This is a genomic window from Pseudomonas fluorescens (genome assembly GCF_902497895.1).
GTDB lineage: Bacteria > Pseudomonadota > Gammaproteobacteria > Pseudomonadales > Pseudomonadaceae > Aquipseudomonas > Aquipseudomonas fluorescens_BP.
On sequence record NZ_CABVHQ010000013.1, the window covers coordinates 51881 to 73330 of the forward strand.

General features: G+C 61.2%; 11 protein-coding genes. 9 read left to right on the forward strand and 2 right to left on the reverse strand.

The genetic code is table 11. From position 1 onward, the window contains the following. The first annotated feature begins 5 nt into the window (after positions 1–5). The 9 genes from treZ (at position 6) to F8N21_RS09205 (ending at position 15616) form a co-directional block, all read left to right on the forward strand. On the forward strand, positions 6–1799 hold the full coding sequence (treZ, locus tag F8N21_RS09165) for a malto-oligosyltrehalose trehalohydrolase (RefSeq protein WP_150641821.1): 1794 nt from the start codon (positions 6–8) through the stop codon (positions 1797–1799). Beyond that, a complete protein-coding gene (gene malQ, locus F8N21_RS09170; RefSeq protein ID WP_150641822.1) occupies positions 1796–3877 on the forward strand; it encodes a 4-alpha-glucanotransferase in 2082 nt (693 codons plus the stop codon). Before treZ ends, malQ begins: the two co-directional genes overlap by 4 nt. Further along, the gene (locus tag F8N21_RS09175) at positions 3874–6657 is read left to right on the forward strand and encodes a malto-oligosyltrehalose synthase (RefSeq protein WP_150641823.1); all 2784 of its coding nucleotides are present in this window, start codon (positions 3874–3876) and stop codon (positions 6655–6657) included. Before malQ ends, F8N21_RS09175 begins: the two co-directional genes overlap by 4 nt. 21 nt (positions 6658–6678) lie before the next feature. Further along, positions 6679–6966 (forward strand): DUF2934 domain-containing protein, encoded by a 288-nt coding sequence (locus F8N21_RS09180; protein WP_150641824.1) that lies wholly within the window; start codon positions 6679–6681, stop codon positions 6964–6966. A gap of 291 nt (positions 6967–7257) precedes the next feature. Beyond that, positions 7258–9417 carry a glycogen debranching protein GlgX gene (gene glgX / locus F8N21_RS09185; protein WP_150641825.1) on the forward strand — a complete coding sequence of 720 codons (2160 nt, stop codon included), beginning with the start codon at positions 7258–7260 and terminating at the stop codon, positions 9415–9417. 263 nt (positions 9418–9680) lie between these two features. Beyond that, complete coding sequence (locus F8N21_RS09190) at positions 9681–10439, forward strand: PIG-L deacetylase family protein (RefSeq protein ID WP_150641826.1); 759 nt, start codon at positions 9681–9683, stop codon at positions 10437–10439. Between the two features lie 91 nt (positions 10440–10530). Beyond that, entirely contained in the window at positions 10531–11331 is an 801-nt protein-coding gene (locus tag F8N21_RS09195) for an endonuclease/exonuclease/phosphatase family protein (protein WP_150641827.1), read from the forward strand. A gap of 245 nt (positions 11332–11576) precedes the next feature. Beyond that, on the forward strand, positions 11577–14237 hold the full coding sequence (locus tag F8N21_RS09200) for an autotransporter outer membrane beta-barrel domain-containing protein (protein ID WP_150641828.1): 2661 nt from the start codon (positions 11577–11579) through the stop codon (positions 14235–14237). 320 nt (positions 14238–14557) lie between these two features. Then, positions 14558–15616, forward strand: a complete 1059-nt coding sequence (locus F8N21_RS09205) for an autotransporter outer membrane beta-barrel domain-containing protein (RefSeq protein WP_150641829.1) — start codon at positions 14558–14560, stop codon at positions 15614–15616. A 245-nt stretch (positions 15617–15861) separates the two neighbouring features. Here the strand turns inward: F8N21_RS09205 and glgB are convergent, their stop codons facing one another. Both glgB and treS read right to left on the reverse strand, forming a co-directional pair. Further along, a complete protein-coding gene (gene glgB / locus F8N21_RS09210; protein ID WP_150641830.1) occupies positions 15862–18093 on the reverse strand; it encodes a 1,4-alpha-glucan branching protein GlgB in 2232 nt (743 codons plus the stop codon). A 2-nt stretch (positions 18094–18095) separates the two neighbouring features. Next, positions 18096–21437 (reverse strand): maltose alpha-D-glucosyltransferase, encoded by a 3342-nt coding sequence (treS, locus tag F8N21_RS09215; protein ID WP_150641831.1) that lies wholly within the window; start codon positions 21435–21437, stop codon positions 18096–18098. Positions 21438–21450 lie beyond the last annotated feature (13 nt).

The window sequence follows — 21450 nt, forward strand, 5'->3', positions numbered from 1 at the left end:
CATAGATGCCGTTACGGACTCTGGAAACCTGGCCCCACGGCGCAATCATGCTGGATGCAGAGCACACCCGCTTTGCCTTGTGGGCGCCAGATGCGTTTTATGTGAGTGTTGAACTGGAGGGCGGCCAGTCGCTGCCGCTGTTACCCCAAGCCGACGGCTGGTTCGTGATTCAAACCCGCTGCCCCGCCGGCACCCGTTACCGTTTCAACATCGATGGCGAAATTGAGGTGCCGGACCCCGCAGCCCGGGCTCAAGCCGGCGACGTGAGTTCCCCCAGCGTGGTGGTCGACCCTCTCGCCTACTCCTGGCAGCACAGCGCATGGCAAGGCCGCCCGTGGCATGAGGCGGTGATCTATGAGCTGCATGTCGGCGTGCTGGGTGGTTACAGCGAAGTCGAGAAACACTTGCCGCGCCTCGCCGCGCTGGGTATCACCGCGATCGAACTGATGCCTCTGGCGCAGTTCCCCGGTGACCGCAACTGGGGCTATGACGGGGTTTTCCCCTATGCACCCCAAGCTTCCTACGGTACGCCCGAACAGCTCAAGCGGCTGATCGACTGCGCCCACGGCCTGGGCCTGGCAGTGATTCTCGACGTGGTCTACAACCATTTCGGCCCGGACGGCAACTACCTGCATCGCTACGCCAAAAGCTTCTTTCGCGAAGACAAGCACACCCCCTGGGGAGCGGCGATCGACTTTCGCCGCCGCGAAGTGCGCGACTTCTTCATCGACAACGCGCTGATGTGGATTCTCGAATACCGCTTCGACGGCCTGCGCCTGGACGCGGTGCATGCCATCGATGACCCGGATTTCCTCCAGGAACTGGCACAGCGCGTGCGGCAACAGATCGACCCGCCGCGACATGTCTGGCTGACCCTGGAAAACGAGTTCAATCAGGCCAGCCTGTTGGAGCAAGGCTTCGACGCCCAATGGAATGATGACGGGCATAACGCTCTGCACGTGCTGTTGACCGGTGAAACCGATGCCTACTACGCCGATTTCGCCGAGCACCCCACCGAGAAGCTTGCCCGCTGCCTGAGCCAGGGCTTTGTCTTCCAGGGTCATACCACCCGCCATGGCACCGCCCGCGGCGAATCCAGCGGGCACCTGCCACCCAGCGCCTTCGTATTGTTCCTGCAAAACCACGACCAGATCGGCAACCGCGCACTGGGTGAACGCCTGAGCCACCTGGCACCGCCGCAAGCGCTGCACGCCGCCACGGTGTTGTTGCTGCTGGCGCCGATGATCCCCTTGATGTTCATGGGCGATGAAGACGCGGTCAGCGAACCGTTTCTGTTTTTCACCAGCCACCACGGTGAGTTGGCCGAGGCTGTCCGGCAGGGTCGGCGCAATGAGTTCGCCGCCTTCAGCGCTTTCGCCGATCCGCACAAACGCGAGCAGATCCCCGATCCGAATGCCCCTGAAACCTTTCACGCTTCGCGTCCGGACCTGACTCGCGCGACTGCCGAGACGCAACGCGCGACCCAGGCGCTGTACCGGCAACTGCTGGAGATCCGCCATCGGGAGATCATCCCACGCCTGCCCGGTGCCCAGGCAATGGGTGCCGAGGTCCTGGCCGAGGGTGCGCTCAGCGCGCGCTGGCGGCTGGGCGACGGCAGCCTGCTGCGAATAGATCTGAACCTCAGTGCACAACCCCTGGTCCATTCACCACAGGACCTGGCACAGGCCCTTTTCGAATACCCGCAACAGGCATTCCGTCTGCTGCAGCAGGGCACCCTCGCCCCGTACAGCGCGCTGGTCAGTCTGACAGCGCCATCCCTGACTGGAGAGCGCCCATGAGCGATACGCAACTGGAAACACTCGCCAGCCGAGCGGGCCTGGCAGTCGACTGGATCGATGCTAATGGCCAACCACAAAAAGTCTCTCCCGCCGTACTGCGGGCAGTCCTTACCGGACTCGGTCATCCTGCCTCCACGACCCAGGAAATCGACGCCAGCCTGCTGCAACTGCAACAGGTCCAACAGACCAAACACCTGCCACCCCTGTTGACCGCAGACTTCGGTAAAGGGCTGGACCTGGCGCACTACTTTGCCCCGCAAACACCCTGTGAGATTCACCTGGAAGACGGCGCCGTGCTCAACCTGAAGCTGGACGCCGAGGCGGTCCTGCCGGGTTTGGTTCCAGTCGGTTATCAAAGCGTCAACATTGCCGGGCAACACTTTACCCTGGCTGTGGCGCCCAGCCATTGCTACAGCGTCGGCGATGCCGTCGACAGCTCGAAGCCACGCGTCTGGGGCCTGGGCGTGCAGCTGTATTCCCTCAGACGTCCTGGTGATGGAGGCTTCGGCGACACCCAGGCGCTGGAGAACCTCGCCCGGGTCGCCGGCGAACGCGGCGCCGATGCCTTGGCCATCAGCCCATTGCACGCCATGTTCAGCAGTGACACTCAGCGTTACAGCCCCTACTCCCCCTCCAGCCGGCTGTTTCTCAACAGCCTGTATGCCGCGCCCGGAGCGATTCTCGGTGAACGTGCCCTGCGCACTGCGATTGACGCCACGGGCCTGGCCGAAGAGTTGCACCGACTGGAGCAGCAGCCCCTGATCGACTGGCCGGCCGCGGCCGCCGCCAAACAACGGCTGCTGCGGGCGCTGTATGACGGCTTCTGCCAGGGCGAGCATCCCCTGCATGAAGACTTCAGCAGCTTTCGTCACAGTGCTGGCGAAGCGCTGGAAAACCATTGCCGGTTCGAGGCCCTGCAAGCCGAGCGCGCAGCCCGCGGCGAAAGCCTCGACTGGCGCGAGTGGCCGCCACAGTGGCGTGACCCTGGCAGTGCGGCACTGGCCGAGTTCGCCGAACAAAACGCCGGGGACATCGGCTTCTTCGCCTTCTGCCAATGGCTGATCGCCCGTTGTCTGGAGCGCGCGCAAACGGCGGCGCGCAGCAGCGGCATGGGCATCGGCTTGATCGCCGACCTTGCGGTGGGTGCCGATGGCGGCGGCAGCCAGGCCTGGAGTCGCCAGGACGAACTGCTCGCGGAGCTGACGGTCGGCGCGCCTCCGGACATCCTCAACCGTACCGGTCAGGGCTGGGGTATTTCGGCATTCAGTCCCGAAGGACTGGTGCGCAACGGGTTTCGCGCGTTCATCGAAATGCTCCGGGCCAACTTCGCTCACGCCGGCGGGCTGCGAATCGACCACGTGATGGGCCTGCAGCGCCTGTGGGTGATCCCTCGGGACGCACCACCCAGTGATGGCGCCTACCTGTATTACCCGGTGGACGACCTGCTCCGTCTGCTGGCGCTGGAGTCATTCCGGCATCAGGCGATCGTCCTTGGCGAAGACCTCGGCACCGTACCGGACGGTCTGCAGGAAAAACTCATCGCCCGCTCGATGCTCGGCATGCGCGTGCTGCTCTTCGAGCAGGACCAGAATGCCCGCTTCAAATCGATTCTCGAGTGGCCGGACAACGCCTTGGCCACCACCAGCACCCATGATCTGCCAACCCTCAACGGCTGGTGGCATGGCCGCGATATCGAATGGAATGTCCGCCTCGGGCTGTCAGATGCCCCCGCCGAATCCCACTGGCGCGCCCATCGCCAACGCGAACGTGTCGGTTTGCGCCGGGTCTTGGGCGAAGACCCACAGAACTTTCGCGAAGAGTCCCACGAAACCGACCAGATCCTCGACGCCAGTATTCGCTTCCTCGGTCACACCCGTGCGCCACTGGTCTTGCTGCCGCTGGAAGATGCCCTGGGCATCGACGAACAGCCCAACCTGCCCGGCACCACCGACAGCCATCCCAATTGGCGTCGGCGCTTGTCCGGCGACAGTGAAGCGTTGCTCGATGACCCGGATGCCGCACGACGTCTGGAAATACTCGCCTGCGCTCGCCTGCAAGCTTTCGAGCGTGACCGATGAACGACCAGGACCCTGCGCTGCGAGCCACCGTGCGCCTGCAATTTCACCGGGGCTTCAGCCTGGATGACGCGGTGCCGTTGTTGCCGTACTTCGCCCGCCTCGGCATCAGCCATATCTACGCCTCGCCGCTGCTCAGTGCCCGCGCCGGCTCAATGCACGGCTATGACGTGGTCGACCCGACCACGGTGAATCCCGAGTTGGGTGGAGAAGCGGCCTTGCGACGTCTGGTCGGCGCCCTGCGGCAACAGCGCATGGGCCTGATCCTCGACATCGTCTCCAACCACATGGCGGTCGGCGGCGCCGACAACCCCTGGTGGCTGGATTTGCTGGAGTGGGGGCGACGCAGTCCCTACGGCGAGTTCTTCGATATTCAGTGGCACTCCCCCGACCCCTTGCTCGAAGGCCAGTTACTCCTGCCGTTTCTGGGCAGTGACTACGGCGTTGCGCTACAGGACGGGACTATTCCCCTGCGCTTCGATCCGGGACGCGGGGCCTTTTATGTCGAACACTACGACCACCGCTTCCCGATCTGCCCTACCGACTACGGTGAACTGCTCAATCCCGGCGATCAACCTGATCCCGAAACCGCGCAACAGCTCAAGGTCCTGGCTGACCGTTTCAGCGCCCTTCATTACCTGTCCGACGCACACTCCCTGGCGGTGCCTTTGCACCAGGACCTGCTCGAACTGGCCCGCCAGCCAGCGATCCTACAGGCGATCGAACACCGTCTGAGCTTGTACGACTCCCGTCAACCCGAAGGTCTCGAGCGTCTGCACAATCTGCTGGAGCGGCAAAGCTATCGCCTGGCCAGTTGGCGCACCGCGGCCGACGATATCAATTGGCGGCGCTTTTTCGACATCAACGAACTCGGCGGTCTGCGGGTCGAGCGCCCGGTGGTGTTCGAAGCCACCCACGCGAAGATTTTCCAGCTGATCAGCGAAGGCCTGGTGGACGGTTTGCGCATCGACCATATCGACGGGCTCGCCGACCCGCGAGGTTACTGCCGCAAATTGCGCCGACGGATCGATGCCCTGTCGCCTGCGCGGCACTTGCCGATTTACGTCGAGAAGATCCTCGGCCTGGGTGAAACCCTGCACACCGACTGGAAGGTGGACGGCACCACCGGTTACGAGTTCATGGATCAGGTGTCGCTGCTGCAACACGACCCTCAGGGCGCCGAACCCCTCGCCGAACTGTGGAGCCGCCACAGCGAACGCCCCGCCGAATTCCTCCAGGAAGCACGGCTGGCCCGTCAACAGATACTCAACGGTTCCCTGGCCGGGGATTTCGAAAGCGTCGCCCAGGCCTTGTTGCAGATTGCCCGCGATGACCTGATGAGCCGCGACCTCACCCTGGGGGCGATTCGCCGGGCGCTGCAGGAGTTGATCGTGCACTTCCCGGTGTACCGCACTTATGTCAGTGCGCGTGGGCGGGCCGCAGAAGACAATGTGTTCTTTGAGCAGGCCATGGCCGGCGCCCGAAGCACCCTGGGCGAAGCCGATTGGCCGGTGCTCGACTATCTCGAACGCTGGCTCGGTGGCCAGCCCTGGCGCAAACGTCCCGTGGGCAGGCAACGCAAGATCCTCAAGCATGCCTCGGTGCGCTTTCAGCAGTTGACGTCGCCTGCCGCCGCCAAGGCGGTGGAAGACACCGCGTTCTATCGCTCGGCAGTGCTGCTGTCGCGCAACGATGTCGGCTTCAGCACCGAACGGTTCAGCGCGCAGGTTGCGGACTTTCACCTGGCCTGCAGCCAGCGCCTGGCGACCTTCCCGGATAACCTGCTGGCCACGGCCACCCATGACCACAAGCGCGGCGAAGACGCCCGCGCCAGGCTGGCCGTGCTCAGCGAGCGCAGCGCCTGGTACGCCGATCAGGTCGAGCAGTGGCGAGCACTCGCCGCCCCTCTGCGCAGCGACCCCATCGCGCCGTCGGCGGGGGATGAACTGATCCTCTATCAAACCCTGCTCGGCAGTTGGCCGCTGGCGCTGCGCAGTGACGATACCCAGGCCCTGCCGGACTATGCTCAACGTCTGCGGCAATGGCAGCAAAAAGCCCTGCGCGAAGCCAAGCTGCAAAGCAGCTGGAGCGCGCCGAACGACGCTTATGAACAGGCGACTCAGACTTTCCTCGAACGCTTGTTGTTATCTCCCGAAGGGCTTGAGCTACGCTCTGCCATGGGCAACGCCGCGCAATTGATTGCTCCGGCCGGCGCCTTGAACGGTCTGGCTCAAACCTTGCTGCGGCTCACGGTGCCCGGTGTCCCTGATCTCTATCAAGGCAACGAGTTCTGGGACTTCAGCCTGGTGGATCCGGACAACCGCCGCCCGGTGGACTTCAGCAGTCGGCAACAGGCATTACAGAGTGCTCCGCAGGTGTCGCAGTTGTTGGAGAACTGGCATGACGGGCGTATCAAACAAGCGCTGATTGCCAGGGTGCTGGCTCGCCGTGCCGAACATCCGGAGCTGTTTCGCCGGGGCCGCTACCAGGCCCTGGAAGTGCTCGGCAGTCAGGCTGAACGGGTGCTGGCCTTCAGCCGCGAAATCGAGGGTCAACGGGCCGTGGTGATTGTTCCAAGACTGGTATCCGGCCTGCTGAAAACCGGCGCGCAACCGCTGGTGTCTGCATTGGAGTGGGGCGACACCCGGGTACAACTGCCATTTACCGCCTCCGGGCAAAATTTGAAGGGACTTTTTTCCGCCTGCGCAGTCACACACCACAAGGAGCTATTGATAAGCGCCGCGCTGGGGGAATTCCCGGTCAATCTCTTTATCCAAACTTGAGTTCAGTTCAGGAGCATAGCGATGAGTAGCGACGACAAACGCGTCCGTGAGTTTGCCTATCAAATCTGGGAGTCCGAAGGTAAGCCCGAAGGCCAGGAAGCCCGCCATTGGGAGATGGCGCGCAAACTCGCCGAGGCCGAAAGCCTGGTCCCGAACAAACAGTCCAAAGCCAGTACCACCAAGGCCAAACCCGAAGCCAAAAGCAAAACCAAAGCGCCCGCGGCTACCCCCGTAGTCACGCCGCCGGGCGAGAAAAAAGCCGCTGCCGCGAAAAAACCACGAGCACCGCGCAAGCCATCGGCGAGCTGACCTGCTGCATCGGGGAACTGAACACCCTTTGTGAAGAGGGGCTTGCTGTGGCGAGGGGGCTTGTCGGAACGCCGCATCGCCCCGTTGAGTCGCGAAGCGGCCCCAAAACCGGAAACCGCGGTTTATCCGGTAGAACGCGTCATCCGGTTTTACGACTGCTTCGCAGCCGAACGGGGGCAAGCCCCCTCGCCACAAGTGACAACTTGGCGACCCACTGTTTCCCACTCACTCGCCACCAGAAAGCATCGCTGAGTTGCCGAACGAACATGTTACTCATTTGCAGGAGCATCTATGACCACGCCAAAAAAAGCCGCGCCAGGACCTCTAGTCGAGGCCTCGCGCATCCGTGAAGGTTTGCCCTTTCCATTGGGCGCGACCTGGGATGGCCTGGGGGTCAACTTCGCTCTGTTCTCGGCCAACGCCACCAAGGTCGAACTGTGCGTGTTCGATGACGCCGGTGAAGTTGAACTCGAGCGCATCGAACTGCCTGAGTACACCGACGAGATTTTTCACGGCTATCTGCCTGACGCCCATCCCGGGCTGATTTACGGCTATCGGGTCTATGGCGCCTACGACCCGGAAAATGGTCATCGCTTCAATCACAACAAGCTGCTGATCGACCCCTATGCCAAGCAACTGGTGGGCGAGTTGAAGTGGTCCGAGGCACTGTTCGGCTACACCATCGGCCATCCTGACGCCGACCTCAGTTTCGATGAACGTGACAGCGCGCCGTTCGTGCCCAAGTGCAAGGTAATCGACCCGGCCCACACCTGGGGTCACGATCACCGCGTCAGTGTGCCATGGGACCGGACGATCATTTATGAGACTCACGTGCGTGGCCTGACCATGCGCCATCCGTCCGTCCCCGAGGCCTTGCGCGGCACCTTCGCCGGGTTGATGGTCGATGACGTGCTGGAACACATTCGCAAGCTTGGCGTGTCGACGGTCGAATTGTTGCCGATCCACGCCTTCGTCAATGACCAGCACTTGCTGCATAAGGGCATGACCAATTACTGGGGTTACAACAGCATCGCCTTCTTCGCCCCGGACCCGCGCTACCTGGCCAGCGGCAAGATCGCCGAGTTCAAGGAGATGGTCGCGCACCTGCACGAAGCCAATCTGGAAGTGATTCTCGACGTGGTCTACAACCACACCGCCGAAGGCAATGAGCAGGGCCCGACCCTGTCCATGCGCGGCATCGACAACGCCTCCTACTATCGGCTGATGCCCGACGACAAACGCTTCTACATCAATGATTCGGGGACCGGCAACACCCTGGACCTGAGCCACCCCTGCGTACTGCAAATGGTCACCGACTCATTGCGTTACTGGGCTACGGAAATGCACGTCGATGGATTCCGTTTCGATCTGGCGACCATTCTCGGCCGGTACCACGACGGCTTCGACGAACGCCACAGCTTCCTCGTTGCCTGTCGCCAGGATCCGGTACTGCGTCAGGTTAAAATGATCGCCGAGGCCTGGGATTGCGGTCCCGGTGGTTATCAGGTGGGTAACTTCCCGCCAGGCTGGGTTGAGTGGAATGATCGTTTTCGCGACACCGTGCGCGCCTTCTGGAAAGGTGACGACGGCCAGCTGGCGGACTTTGCCGGGCGCATGACCGCCTCCGGCGAGATGTTCAACCAGCGCGGTCGCCGCCCCTACGCCTCGGTCAATTTCATCACCGCCCACGACGGCTTCACCCTGAACGACCTGGTCTCTTACAACGACAAGCACAACGAAGCCAACGACGAGAACAATGAGGACGGCACCGACAACAACCTGTCCTGGAACCACGGCGTCGAAGGGCCGACCGACGACCCGCAAATCAATGAATTGCGCTTGCGCCAGATGCGCAATTTCTTCGCCACCCTGTTGCTGGCCCAAGGCACGCCGATGATGGTGGCCGGTGACGAGTTCGCCCGTACCCAGAACGGCAACAACAACGCCTATTGCCAGGACAGCGACACCGGCTGGGTCGACTGGAACCTGAGCGACGACGGCAAGGCCCTGCTCAAGTTTGTCAAACGCCTGATCAAGCTGCGCCTGGCTTACCCGATCCTGCGCCGCCAACGTTTCCTGGTGGGCAATTACAACGAGGACATTGGCGTCAAGGACGTCACCTGGCTGGCACCGGACGCCAGCGAGATGAGCATCGAACAATGGGAAGAAGGCCATGGCCGTTGCCTGGGCATGCTGCTCGACGGCCGCGCCCAGGAAACCGGCATCCGCCGCAAAGGTGCCGACGCGACTTTGCTGCTGGTGGTCAACGCCCATCACGACGTCGTCAATTTTACCCTGCCGCAAGTCCCTGAAGGCATTTTCTGGACCTGCTTGCTCGACACCAACCAACCCTCGATTCGCGGCCAGGAACGTTTCGAATTCGATGACCAGTATTCAGTGACCGGACGCTCGCTGCTGTTGTTCGAATTGCAGCGTGAGGAAGAAGACTGATGACCAGCCGTTAGATTTCGCTGGAACCCCAGGGGTGTTTTTTCGGCTTACCGCAGTCGTTGAACCTGCCCCTGTGGCAAGCAATCACCCATGATTCAGACAAAGGCGACGTAACCCGCAACATAGGCAATACTCAGTTTGCGGCAATCCAGGATCCGGAGTGCCGACAAACCTCTACCAGCACCTCATCACCCACATGCAGAGGATGATCTCAAGCCATCATCCAGGTCTGGCGGCACTACCAAAACAAGGATGTGACACCGATGAAATCCGTCTCGCTCCCCGAAAGCAGAACCCCTGCGCAGGTGTGGAACAGCGCGCTGCAGTTGCACAATATCCCGGTCATCAATACCAGTAGCCTGGTTCCGCCAGGTGCTCGCGTCGTGGTAATAGCCTCGCATCCCGGGGACGAAGTCGTGTCCTGTGGCGGCCTGCTGCAGTTATTGGCCGGTCTTGGGCATCCCCTGCAACTGATCTCGATCACCGACGGCAGTGCCAGCCACCCGGGTTCCAACCTGTGGTCAGCCAGGCGGCTGAGCGTGTTTCGCCCGCAGGAAAGTGTCGAAGCCCTGAGGCGCCTGGGATTGCCCATGCACAGCCTGAAGTGGATCCGTGGCGGTTTCACCGACAACGCGCTGGCCGAACAGGAGCAGCAACTGACCCAGTTCATTGCACGGTATCTACGCCCCGGCGACGTGGTCTTCAGCATCTGGCGCGAGGATGGCCATGTCGATCATGATGCGGTCGGTCGGGCCGCCGCCGAGGCGGCCAGGATGGTCGACGCGCACCTTCGTGAAATACCGCTCGGGGCCTGGCACTGGCCAGCTCGCGAACAAGGGCTGATCCCCTGGCAGCGTGCACGCAAGATACGTTTGGACAGCTGGACAGTAGCCCGCAAAAGCCATGCGACCCATGCCTATGCCAGCCAACTGGATGGCGACCCGGCCATTGGTATCGCGCCGATGCTCTCACGACCGGTGCTGGAGCGCTTGCGCCTGCCCTACGAGATCGTGTTCGTGTAAGCGCCAGGAGTGGATCGACGCGTCCGAAACTCTGAACTGCCGGGCAAAGCATCAGTCGCATAAGTAACGGCCCTGATTCAGAGGAGTGACCGTGACCAGCGATTCAGACAGGTTTGCTGTCAGCTCGGCAGTACTGAAAAACCTCCCGGCGATCCATCGCCTGAGAGTCCTGACGGTTAACACTCACAAGGGGTTCACCGCCCTGAACCGGCGCTTCATCCTTCCGGAATTGCGCGAGGCCGTTCGCAGCACCTCGGCTGACCTGGTGTTTCTGCAAGAGGTGTTGGGCGAGCACGACCGCCTAGCCTTGCGCTACCACAACTGGCCGCAACAGTCACAGTACGAGTTCCTCGCCGACAGCATGTGGAGCGACTTCGCCTATGGTCGCAATGCGGTCTATCCGGACGGCCACCATGGCAATGCACTGTTGTCGAAATACCCGATCCGCCAGCACCGCAATCTCGACGTATCGATCACCGGACCCGAACGTCGCGGGCTGTTGCATTGTGTGCTGGAAGTACCGGGGCATGCCGAAGTGCATGCGATCTGCGTGCATTTGAGTCTGCTGGAAAGCCATCGCCAATTGCAGTTGGCCCTGCTCTGCCTACTGTTGGAATCATTGCCCGAGGAGGCACCGGTGATCATTGCCGGCGACTTCAACGATTGGCAGCTGCGGGGCAATATCACCCTCGCCCGTCAAGACTACCTGCACGAAGCCTTCGAACGCCATCTTGGACGTCCGGCCAAGACCTATCCGGCGCGTTGGCCCCTGCTGCGCCTGGACCGCATCTACCTGCGCAATGCCAGCAGCCACCAGCCGAAAATCCTCAGCCACAAGCCCTGGCCCCATCTCTCCGATCACTTGCCCCTGACGGTGGAAGTGCACCTCTGAGCGTCTGAAAATCCCGCCTGCGATAGCACGATCCTCGATTCGGCACAACTGTCAGATCTGACAGTACCGCTTGTCGGCTGCCCAATCATCAGACAAAAAAAGCGACTAGTACTTTGCTTGTCTGAAGGAACAGATTTTTCAGTCCATTAGTGCAGAACCTTCAAGTCAGCCATGAGCTTTGTTGAATATCTGCGGCAGGAATTCACCACAGGAAGTCTTAAAACAACCACGGACCCGGACCTATCATGAACCGTAAAAACCAGTCATTATCGACAGCTTTATTGCTGACCGACTCACTGCTCACGCTCTCCTCGGCACCGACTGAAGCGGGCTGTACCCTCACGCCTGGTGTCGGTAATGACGCCTTCACCTGTGACAGTGGCAGCAGCGGCGCGCTCACCGATCTGGCGGGCGACAACAGCCTGACGTTCCCCGCCAATGGCACGGGCGCCATCAACGGCAATGTCAGCTTCGGCGCAGGCAACGATCGAGTGCAGATGGATTCGGGCACCATCACCGGCACCCTCAACCAGGGCGATGGTCGGGATACCTTGCAGATCAGCACCGGGCAAATCACCGGCGCGGTCAGCCAGGGCAGTGGCATCGATGATTTCGTCATGAACGGCGGGCGTATTCAGTCCCTGGCCCAGGGCGATGGGCTGGATAGGTTCCTGATGACCGATGGCACTATCGTCGGCGCCTTCGAGGACGGGGATTTCGCGGAGCTGACCAACGGCGAAATCGGCCGGGTGGATATGAAACTCGACGACAACACCTTCGATATGTCGGGAGGCAAGATCCTTGGCAATCTGGTCACCGGCTTTGGCAAGGACACCATCATCGTCTCCGGCGGCAGCATTGGCGGCAATGTCAGTGTCAGCGGTGGCGACGACAGCATCGCGGTCAGTGGCGGAGTCATTGCAGGGCAAATACGCGCCAGCGCCGGCAATGATAGCTTCACCTGGAAGGATGGCGGCCAGATCCCGTCCGCCATCCTGATGGGCGATGGCGACGATAACGCGCGACTCGGCAACCTGAATGAAAGCTTTCTGTCCTCGAACCCGTCTCTGGATGGTGGCTTGGGTGATGACGGTCTCACCTTCGATAACAGCAGCGCTGCTGGCGCGACGCGTTATGTCGGTTGGGAGTCAGTCGAGCTGACCAACAACTCACGCTTTGACCTGGCGGGTGATTTTTTCCTGGGCGACAGCGCAACTGGAACAGGCGTCTTCTCCATCGATGCCAGCAGTGCCCTGGCAGTGACCCAAGGCAGCATCCGGCCCTATACCGCCGGCCAGTTGGCGACCCTTGGCAACGCCGGCGTCATTGACATGACAACTGGCAGCAGCAGCGCGACAGACTCACTGACCGTACACGGCAACTATGTCGGCAGTAACGGTCAGTTGCTACTGCAAACCGTACTCGGCGAAGACAGCTCAGCCAGCGATAAACTGCTGGTGTCTCAAGGCACCATCAGCGGTTATACCCAGCTTGGCATCAGTAACCTCGGCGGGCTGGGCGGGCTGACCCGGCAGAACGGCATCGAGGTCGTACAGGCTCAAAATGGCGCCACCAGCAGTAGCGATGCCTTTGCACTGAACAGTTCGGTTTCCGCCGGCGCCTACCAGTATTATCTGTTCAAGGGCGGGGTCACGGCCGGCTCGGAGAACAACTGGTACCTGCGTTCATCGGTCGTAGCGGTAACGCCGCCCGCCGTCCCGCCCGTAGCTCCAACGCCACCTGTGGTGCCACCCGCACCTCCTGTCGTACCAGCCGTTCCGCCCACCATCGATCCGGATGAGCCGCCAGTCGAGCCCCCCACTGCCCCAGCCGTGGCCCCTGTTGCACCACCGGCCCCGGCACCTGCGCAGGTAGCTGCCCAGACCTCCCCGGTGCCGGCCATGACGACACCGCCATTGCCCACTGCGGCAGCCGGCGCAGACCCGATCCCACTGTATCGCCTGGAAGTGCCGGTGTACTCGGTGGTGATACCCGCCGCCCAAGTGATGACCTTGCAAGCCCTTGGCACCTTCCATGATCGCCAGGGCGAACAAAGCCTGCTGACTGAAACCGGAGCGGTCCCCGCGGGTTGGGCCCGGGCCTATGGCAGTGACTTCCAGAAGAGCTGGTCAGGGACAGTGACGCCGCGTTTCGACGGCTCGCTCAAGGGTTTCCAGATCGGCCATGATCTCTATGCATCGCAAACCAGCGCCGGGCAAATCCAGCGTGCAGGCTTCTTCGTTGGTCGAAGCCGCCTTCAGGGTGGTGTCGATGGTTTTGCCGAAGGATTCCAACACCGCCGTGCAGGCAGGGTAAAGCTTGACGGCGAAAACTTTGGCGCCTACTGGACCCTGACCGACCCAACCGGCTGGTACGTGGATGCGGTCGCCATGGGCACACACCTGGATGGCCGTAACCGCTCGGATCGCGGCGTAAAAATGGACACTGAAGGCCATGCCCTGACGCTCTCGCTCGAGGCTGGATATCCGATTGCTGTTTCCACCAACTGGGTGGTCGAGCCGCAAGTTCAGGTGATCAACCAGCGTGTCGATCTGGACGATCAGAACGACGGTATTTCCGACGTGTCATTCGACTCCCAGGATTACTGGACAGGTCGGCTGGGAGCCCGCCTCAAGGGTCGCTACCAGGTGCGCAACGTGCCAATCGAACCCTATCTGCGAGCCAATGCCTGGCGGACCTTCGGCGGTTCCGACACGGTGACCTATGACGGTGTTGACCGAATCAAAAGCGAACACAAATCGTCCACCGCGGACCTTGGCGTGGGCATTGTCGCCAAGCTGTCATCCGCTGTCAGCGTCTATCTGGCTGCCGACTACAACACCAATCTGGATAGCAACCAGATGGAGGGGGTCAGCGGGAACGCGGGAATTCGGCTGAGTTGGTAATCCCATAGCAACCTAATGAAAGCCTCTAAACCGAGGCTTTCCAGATGATTTTGCGTACAAACAAGAGCTTAGAGAAACCTTAATTATCAAATATTTGACGCCCTTAAAATAACGCTACCACCCATCATTCAGTTTCTTGACGCGAGGTCTCGGGTCTTCTTAGCTTCATCTTACTACCCCCGGAAGTACCATCCGGGGCAAGCCTCGAAGCTCCTGCGCAAGCGGGCGGGTGGGCCTTGCCTCATTGAATTCGGTCGCCCCTCATTCGGGGTAGGAGAGACGCCATAGCGAGATAGGCATGCCATTGCAGGTAGACCTCCATGAAAACTTCAATCACCCCACAAGAGATCAAAATCACCATTTGCGCCGTATCGACTACCCTGCTGCTCTGTTCCTCCATGGAGGTTCAGGCAGGCTCCGCCGAAGATGAGCCGACGCCCTGGTATCGCCAGGACATTCCAGTGTTCAACTTGCCGACACCGGATTCGACCTTCACCGGACCTCACACCTCCAATCTGCACCTCGACACTCAGTCGCTGACCCTGAATGAAGCCGCCCCTGCCGCCTGGGAGCGGGTCTATGGTCAGGCCTCCAGACAGGCTGAAATCGATTATCTCGCTTCGCAGTTCTCCGGCAACCTTTCCAAAGGACCGGCCCTCTACACCCTGAAAAATGACAGCGGGCCTACCCAGCGTGTCGGCCTGGTCGGTGGCCACAGCCAGTTCCAGGGTAACAGCAACGGTATGCTCACCTCCCACGCCATGGCCGACCCGCGACATGACAGCCTCAACCTCGAAGGCCCGAGCCTGGGCGCCTACTGGAGCCTGACCGGTCCGCAAGGCTGGCATGTGGATTTGACTGCCAGCGGCGGCCGGGTCAATGGCTTCAGTCGCACCCAACAGGGCTCCCTGCAGGCAGCAGAAGGGAGGGCGGTGACGCTGTCGGTCGAAGGCGGATTCCCCATCGGCATCAGCGAAAACTGGGTCGTTGAACCCCAGGCCCAGTTGATCAACCAACGCATCAGCCTGGACTCCCCGAATGCCGGCAATGGCAACGCCTCGTCCAGCGACTTGACGTCCTGGAGTGGCCGGGTCGGTGCGCGCTTGAAAGGTAGCTACGAAATTCGCGGTCTGCCGGTCGAACCCTATGTGCGGACCAACTTGTGGCATACGGTGTATAGCGGCGACACCCTGAGCCTCGACCAGGTCGACAAGATCAGCAGCAGTCGCAAATCCTCCACCGTCGATCTGGGTCTTGGCCTGGTGGCCAGGGTCTCGCCCACAGTGAGCCTGTATGTCAGTGCCGACTACAGCAGCGATGTCGACGACAACGATCTCAATGGTTTGATTGGCAGTCTGGGTGTGCGGATGCGCTGGTGAGAGCGGTAACCTGTGGCGAGGGGGCTTGCTTGTGGCGAGGGGGCTTGCTGTGGCGAGGGGGCTTGCCCCCGTTGGGTCGCGAAGCGGCCCCAAAACCGGAAACCGCGTTTTTTCAGGTAGAACGCGTCATCCGTTTTACGACTGCTTCGCAGCCGAACGGGGGCAAGCCCCCTCACCACAGAAAGCCCCCTCGCCACAGAAAGCTCTCTCACCACAGAAAGCTCCCTCGCCACAATATGCCCGCGTTAACCCTCGGGCCGCAGGATCAACACCCCCAGCGGCGGCAAGTTCAACACCAGCGACAGGGCCTGGCCATGACTGGGCTCGTCCTCGGTGAAGACGCCACCCCCGTTGCCGTAATTGGAACCGGCATAGGTATCGGCATCGCTGTTGATCACTTCGCTCCAGCGCCCGGCAAAGGGCACCCCGATCCGATAGGCCTGACGCGGCACTGGCGTGAAGTTGGCCACCACCAGCACCGGCCGCCCCTCCTTGCTCCAGCGCAACCAGGCGTACACGCTGTTGACTGCATCGTCACCGATCAACCACTGGAACCCCTGCGGCGCATCGTCCTGATCGTGCAGCGCCGGCTCTTCGCGGTACAGCCGGTTCAGATCCGCCACCAGCTTCTGCACACCCCGGTGCTCGGGATACTGCAGCAAGTACCAATCCAGCTGCTGATCGTGATTCCACTCCCGCCATTGGCCGAATTCGCAGCCCATGAACAGCAGCTTCTTGCCTGGATGCATCCACATGAAGCTCAGGTAGGCGCGCAGGTTGGCGAATTTCTGCCAGCGATCGCCGGGCATTTTATCGATCAGCGAATGTTTGCCGTGCACCACTTCGTCGTGGGAGATCGGCAGGATGAACCGCTCGGACCAGGCGTACACCAGGCCGAAGCTCAACTCGTTGTGATGGTGAGCGCGATACACCGGATCCTGCTGAATGTAATGCAGGGAGTCGTGCATCCAGCCCATATTCCATTTGTAATTGAAACCCAGACCACCCTGCTGGGTGCCCTGGCTGACACCGGGCCAGGCCGTCGACTCTTCTGCAATCATCAGCGCCCCTGGAGCCTCCAGCGCGACCACATCGTTCAGGTGCCGGACAAAATCGATGGCTTCGAGGTTCTCGCGACCGCCATGGCGATTGGGTACCCACTCGCCGGCTTTACGTGAATAGTCGCGGTAGAGCATCGAAGCCACCGCATCCACCCGCAGGCCGTCGACGTGGAAATGCTTGAGCCAGTGCAGCGCCGAGGCCAGCATGAAGCCGTGGACTTCGGTGCGCCCCAGGTTGTAGATCAAGGTATCCCAGTCCTGATGGAAGCCTTCCTGGGGGTTGCCGTATTCGTACAACGCGGTCCCGTCGAATTCCGCCAGGCCGTGGGTGTCGGTGGGAAAATGCGCGGGCACCCAATCGAGGATCACCCCGATGTTCGCCTGGTGGCAGGCGTTGATGAAGTAACCGAAATCCTCCGGTGAGCCGTAACGGGCGCTCGGGGCGAATTGCGACAATGGCTGGTAGCCCCAGGAGCCCCCGAACGGATGCTCCATGATCGGCATCAGCTCGATATGGGTGAAGCCCAGTTCCTGGACGTAGGGGATCAAGCGTTCGGCCAGCTCATGCCAGTTGTATTGGCGCGCGACTTCACCGAGGTCATCGACCTCGCACTGCCAGGAGCCGGCATGCAATTCGTAGATCGACAGCGGTGCATCCGGTCGGTGGCGCTCGCCACGAGTCTGCATCCACTCCTGGTCCTGCCAGTCGATCCGCAGTGGCGATGCGACCTTGGATGCGGTATCCGGCGGCAGCGAAGTGGCCAGCGCCACAGGGTCGGACTTGAGTGGCAGAATCCCGTTCGCGCCTAGAATTTCGTACTTGTAGGCCTCCCCTGCCTGCAGGCGCGGGATGAACAATTCCCACACCCCGGACGGATGACGCAAGCGCATCGGATGTCGACGGCCGTCCCAGACGTTGAAGTCACCGACCACCGAGACCCTTCGGGCATTCGGTGCCCACACCGCAAAACGCACGCCATCGACGCCGTCCACGGTTTTCAACTGCGCACCCAGGCACGCGCTCAGGTCGCGATGATTACCTTCGGCGAACAGATAAAGATCCATCTCGCCGAGCAACGGGCCAAAGCTGTAAGGGTCTTCGCTGGTCTGCTCGCCGCCCGCCCAGTTGATCCGCAATTGATAGGCTTGCGCGCGGTCGAAATGCCCGACAAACAAACCCGGTACCTCGGTCGCCTCCAGGTTTGCGAGTACTTCACCGCTATCGCTGGCCAGTACCTGAACACTCAAGGCACCGGGCAGGAACCCACGGATAAACTGCCCGCCGGCACCATCGCCATGGGGCCCCAGGATCGCGAACGGATCGTGGTGCTCGGCGCGCACCAACGCATCGATATCCTTGGCACTGGGCAACAACGCCGCTCTCGAATGACCCTGTTCCTTGTTTGAGAAACTCATGACTACTCTCCACTGGTCTCTGTGTCGGAAAAGGGTTTGAGCCCACTCAATAACCCGTACAAACCGTGCAATGGCACCGGCAGCCAGGTGGGACGATTCTCGGCTTCATAGACTACCTCATAAGCCGTTTTTTCCAAGCCGAACAACGCCAGCGCGGCGTCCTCACCTTCGGCGTCCTGCCATCCATGAGCAAGACTAGCCGTTGCCTGCCGATATGCCTGAACAAAAGCCTCTCGCGCCTCAATGATATAGCGCTCGGTCACGCGCCGACGCGCGGCATGGGCCTGGGCCGAGCCATCGACGTTCTGCACATTCAACGCCATCGCCGCCGCATAGTCGAACGAGCGCAGCACGCCGCTGACATCTTTGTACGGGCTGTGCTTGCCCCGACGTTCATGCAATGCCCGGGCCGGTTCGCCTTCGAAGTCGATCAGGTAGGCATCCCCCTTGACCACCAGCACCTGACCCAAATGCAGGTCACCGTGCACGCGAATGCGCAAACCGCCGGTGGCCTGTTTCGCCAGCGCCTGAATATGACTGAACAGCGCCTTCTCGTGTTGCAGCAAATGGCTGACCAGCAGCTGATCCTCGGGCCGCAACTCGGCCTTATGTTGCTTGAGCATCTGCAAGGCGCGTTCCAGTTGCTCGCCGATATGCCGGGTCCATGCCTGGGCATCCTTGAGCGTACTCTGTTGCGGGCTGAAATCAGGATTGTCGGTCGGCGCCGCGAGTATCTGATGCATCTCGCCCAGACGCTGACCGAGCATCCCGGCGAAATCCTTCAATTCGCCGAGGGCGTTGTAGTGCTGTTCCTGCTCGGACATCGCCTCGGCCAATTCATCGCGAATCGCTCGCTCAAGGTTATTCTGCGTCCACTCCCAGGCGTCGCCCTGATTGCTCAGGTAACCCTGGGCGATCATCAGCAAGTTGTCCTCGCCCTGCTCATCGCGGCGAATCACCGAGCCGAGCAACGGTGAGATATGGAGGAAACCGGCTGCGGTCAGATAGGCGCCCATCTCCAGTTCCGGATGCACACCGGCGCTGACCTTGCGAATCAACTTCAACACCAGGCTGCTGCCGATCACCACTGAACTGTTGGACTGTTCGGCCGACAGATAACGCACTTCGGATTCGTCGTTCAAGCCCAGCTTCGCCAGTTCGGCGGTCGGCTCGAAGCGGATCTCGCCGGCACTGGTCGGCAATACGGACTGCGCCTGTATTTCCTGCAGGACCGCCCGTACAAAACTGTCGAGGCTGAAGGCATCGGTGATCAAGCCGACTTGCCGTCCGCGCCGGACCCGGGCCAATGCCAGCTGCTGCGGCAAGGCCGCACTGTATTGATCTTCTGCGAGGAAGCCGAAGGGCAGCTGATAGCGGTTGGTCTGACCATCGCTGCTGACCTCGATCTCGCTGAACAGCACCGGATGCTGCGGGTCGCCAAAACGCACGCCGTAGACGATATGCACCTGCCCGATCGTCGAATCCTTGCTGGCAAACCAACGGCGATTCGGCAACCAGGCCGGCAGCGAAGTCTGCTCCAGAGTGGTGCGCGACGGGGCTTCGAGCAATTCTTCGAGGCGCTTTTTCAACACAAGGGTGGTGAAGTCCGGGATGCTTTGCGCCGGCTCCACATGCCAGCTGGGCATCTGGTTCTCGGCCGCCAGCACAAACCAGTAGAACCCGTAGGGTGCCAGGGTCAGCAGGAAATTCAGCTGGCCAATCGGCGGGAAGGCGTTACCGCCGAGCATCTCCACCGGCACCATCCCGGCGTACACCGACAAGTCCAGTTCAGCGGCCTGGGCGCTGCGCGACACGTTGGCCACGCAGAGGATGATTTCGTGTTTACCGTCAGGCCCGGTGTATTCCCGGGTATAAGCCAGGATTCGCCGGTTGCTCGGCGAGAGCATTTTCAAGGTGCCCCGACCGAAGGCCTTCGACTGTTTACGCACCGCCAGCATCCGCCGATTCCAGTTCAGCAGCGAATGGGGATCGCTGGCCTGGGTCTCGACGTTGACTGACAGATAACCGTACAGTGGGTCCATGATCGGCGGCAGCACCAGGCTGGCCGGGTCGGCGCGGGAGAAACCGCCGTTGCGGTCGATGGACCACTGCATTGGCGTACGCACACCGTCGCGGTCACCGAGGTAGATGTTGTCGCCCATGCCGATTTCATCGCCGTAATACAGGGTCGGGGTGCCCGGCATCGACAGCAGCAGACTGTTGAGCAACTCGACCCGACGCCGGTCGCGTTCCATCAAGGGTGCCAGGCGTCGGCGAATCCCCAGGTTGATCCGCGCCCGACGATCGGCCGCGTAGTAATTCCACAGGTAATCGCGCTCTTTGTCGGTGACCATTTCCAGGGTCAGCTCATCATGGTTGCGCAGGAAAATCGCCCACTGGCAGTTGGCCGGAATCTCCGGAGTCTGGCGCAGAATGTCGGTGATCGGAAAGCGGTCTTCCTGGGCCAGCGCCATGTACATGCGTGGCATCAACGGGAAGTGAAAGGCCATGTGGCACTCGTCACCGTTGTCCCCTTTGGTATCACCGAAATACAGCTGAGTGTCTTCCGGCCACTGGTTGGCTTCGGCCAGCAGCATGCGGTCCGGGTAATTGGCATCGATCTCGGCGCGGATCTGCTTGAGCACCTGATGGGTCTCGGGCAGGTTCTCGTTGTTGGTGCCGTCGCGTTCGATCAGGTAGGGAATCGCGTCCAGGCGCAAGCCGTCGATGCCCATGTCCAGCCAGTAGCGCATCACCGAAAGCACGGCTTTCATCACTTGCGGGTTGTCGAAATTCAGGTCTGGCTGATGGGAATAGAACCGGTGCCAGAAGTATTGGCCGGCCACCGGGTCCCAGGTCCAGTTGGATTTTTCGGTGTCGAGGAAGATGATTCGGGTGCCGTCGTATTTCTGATCATCATCGGACCACACATAGAAGTCCCGAGCCGCCGAACCAGGCTTGGCCTTGCGCGCCCGCTGGAACCAGGGGTGCTGGTCCGAGGTGTGGTTGATGACCAGCTCGGTGATCACCCGCAGCCCGCGTTTATGGGCTTCGGCGATAAACCGCTTGGCGTCGGCCATGGTCCCGTAGTCGGCATGCACGCCACGGTACTCGGCAATGTCGTAGCCGTCGTCGCGACGCGGTGACGGGTAAAACGGCAACACCCAGATGGTGTTCACGCCCAGATCGGCAATGTAATCGAGTTTGGCGATCAGGCCAGGAAAGTCGCCGATCCCGTCATTGTTGGAGTCGAAAAAAGACTTTACATGTACTTGGTAAATCACTGCATCCTTGTACCAGAGCGGATCCTTGATAAAGGCGGCTGACTTGGGTTTCTTCGCCATCTGTAACTCCTGT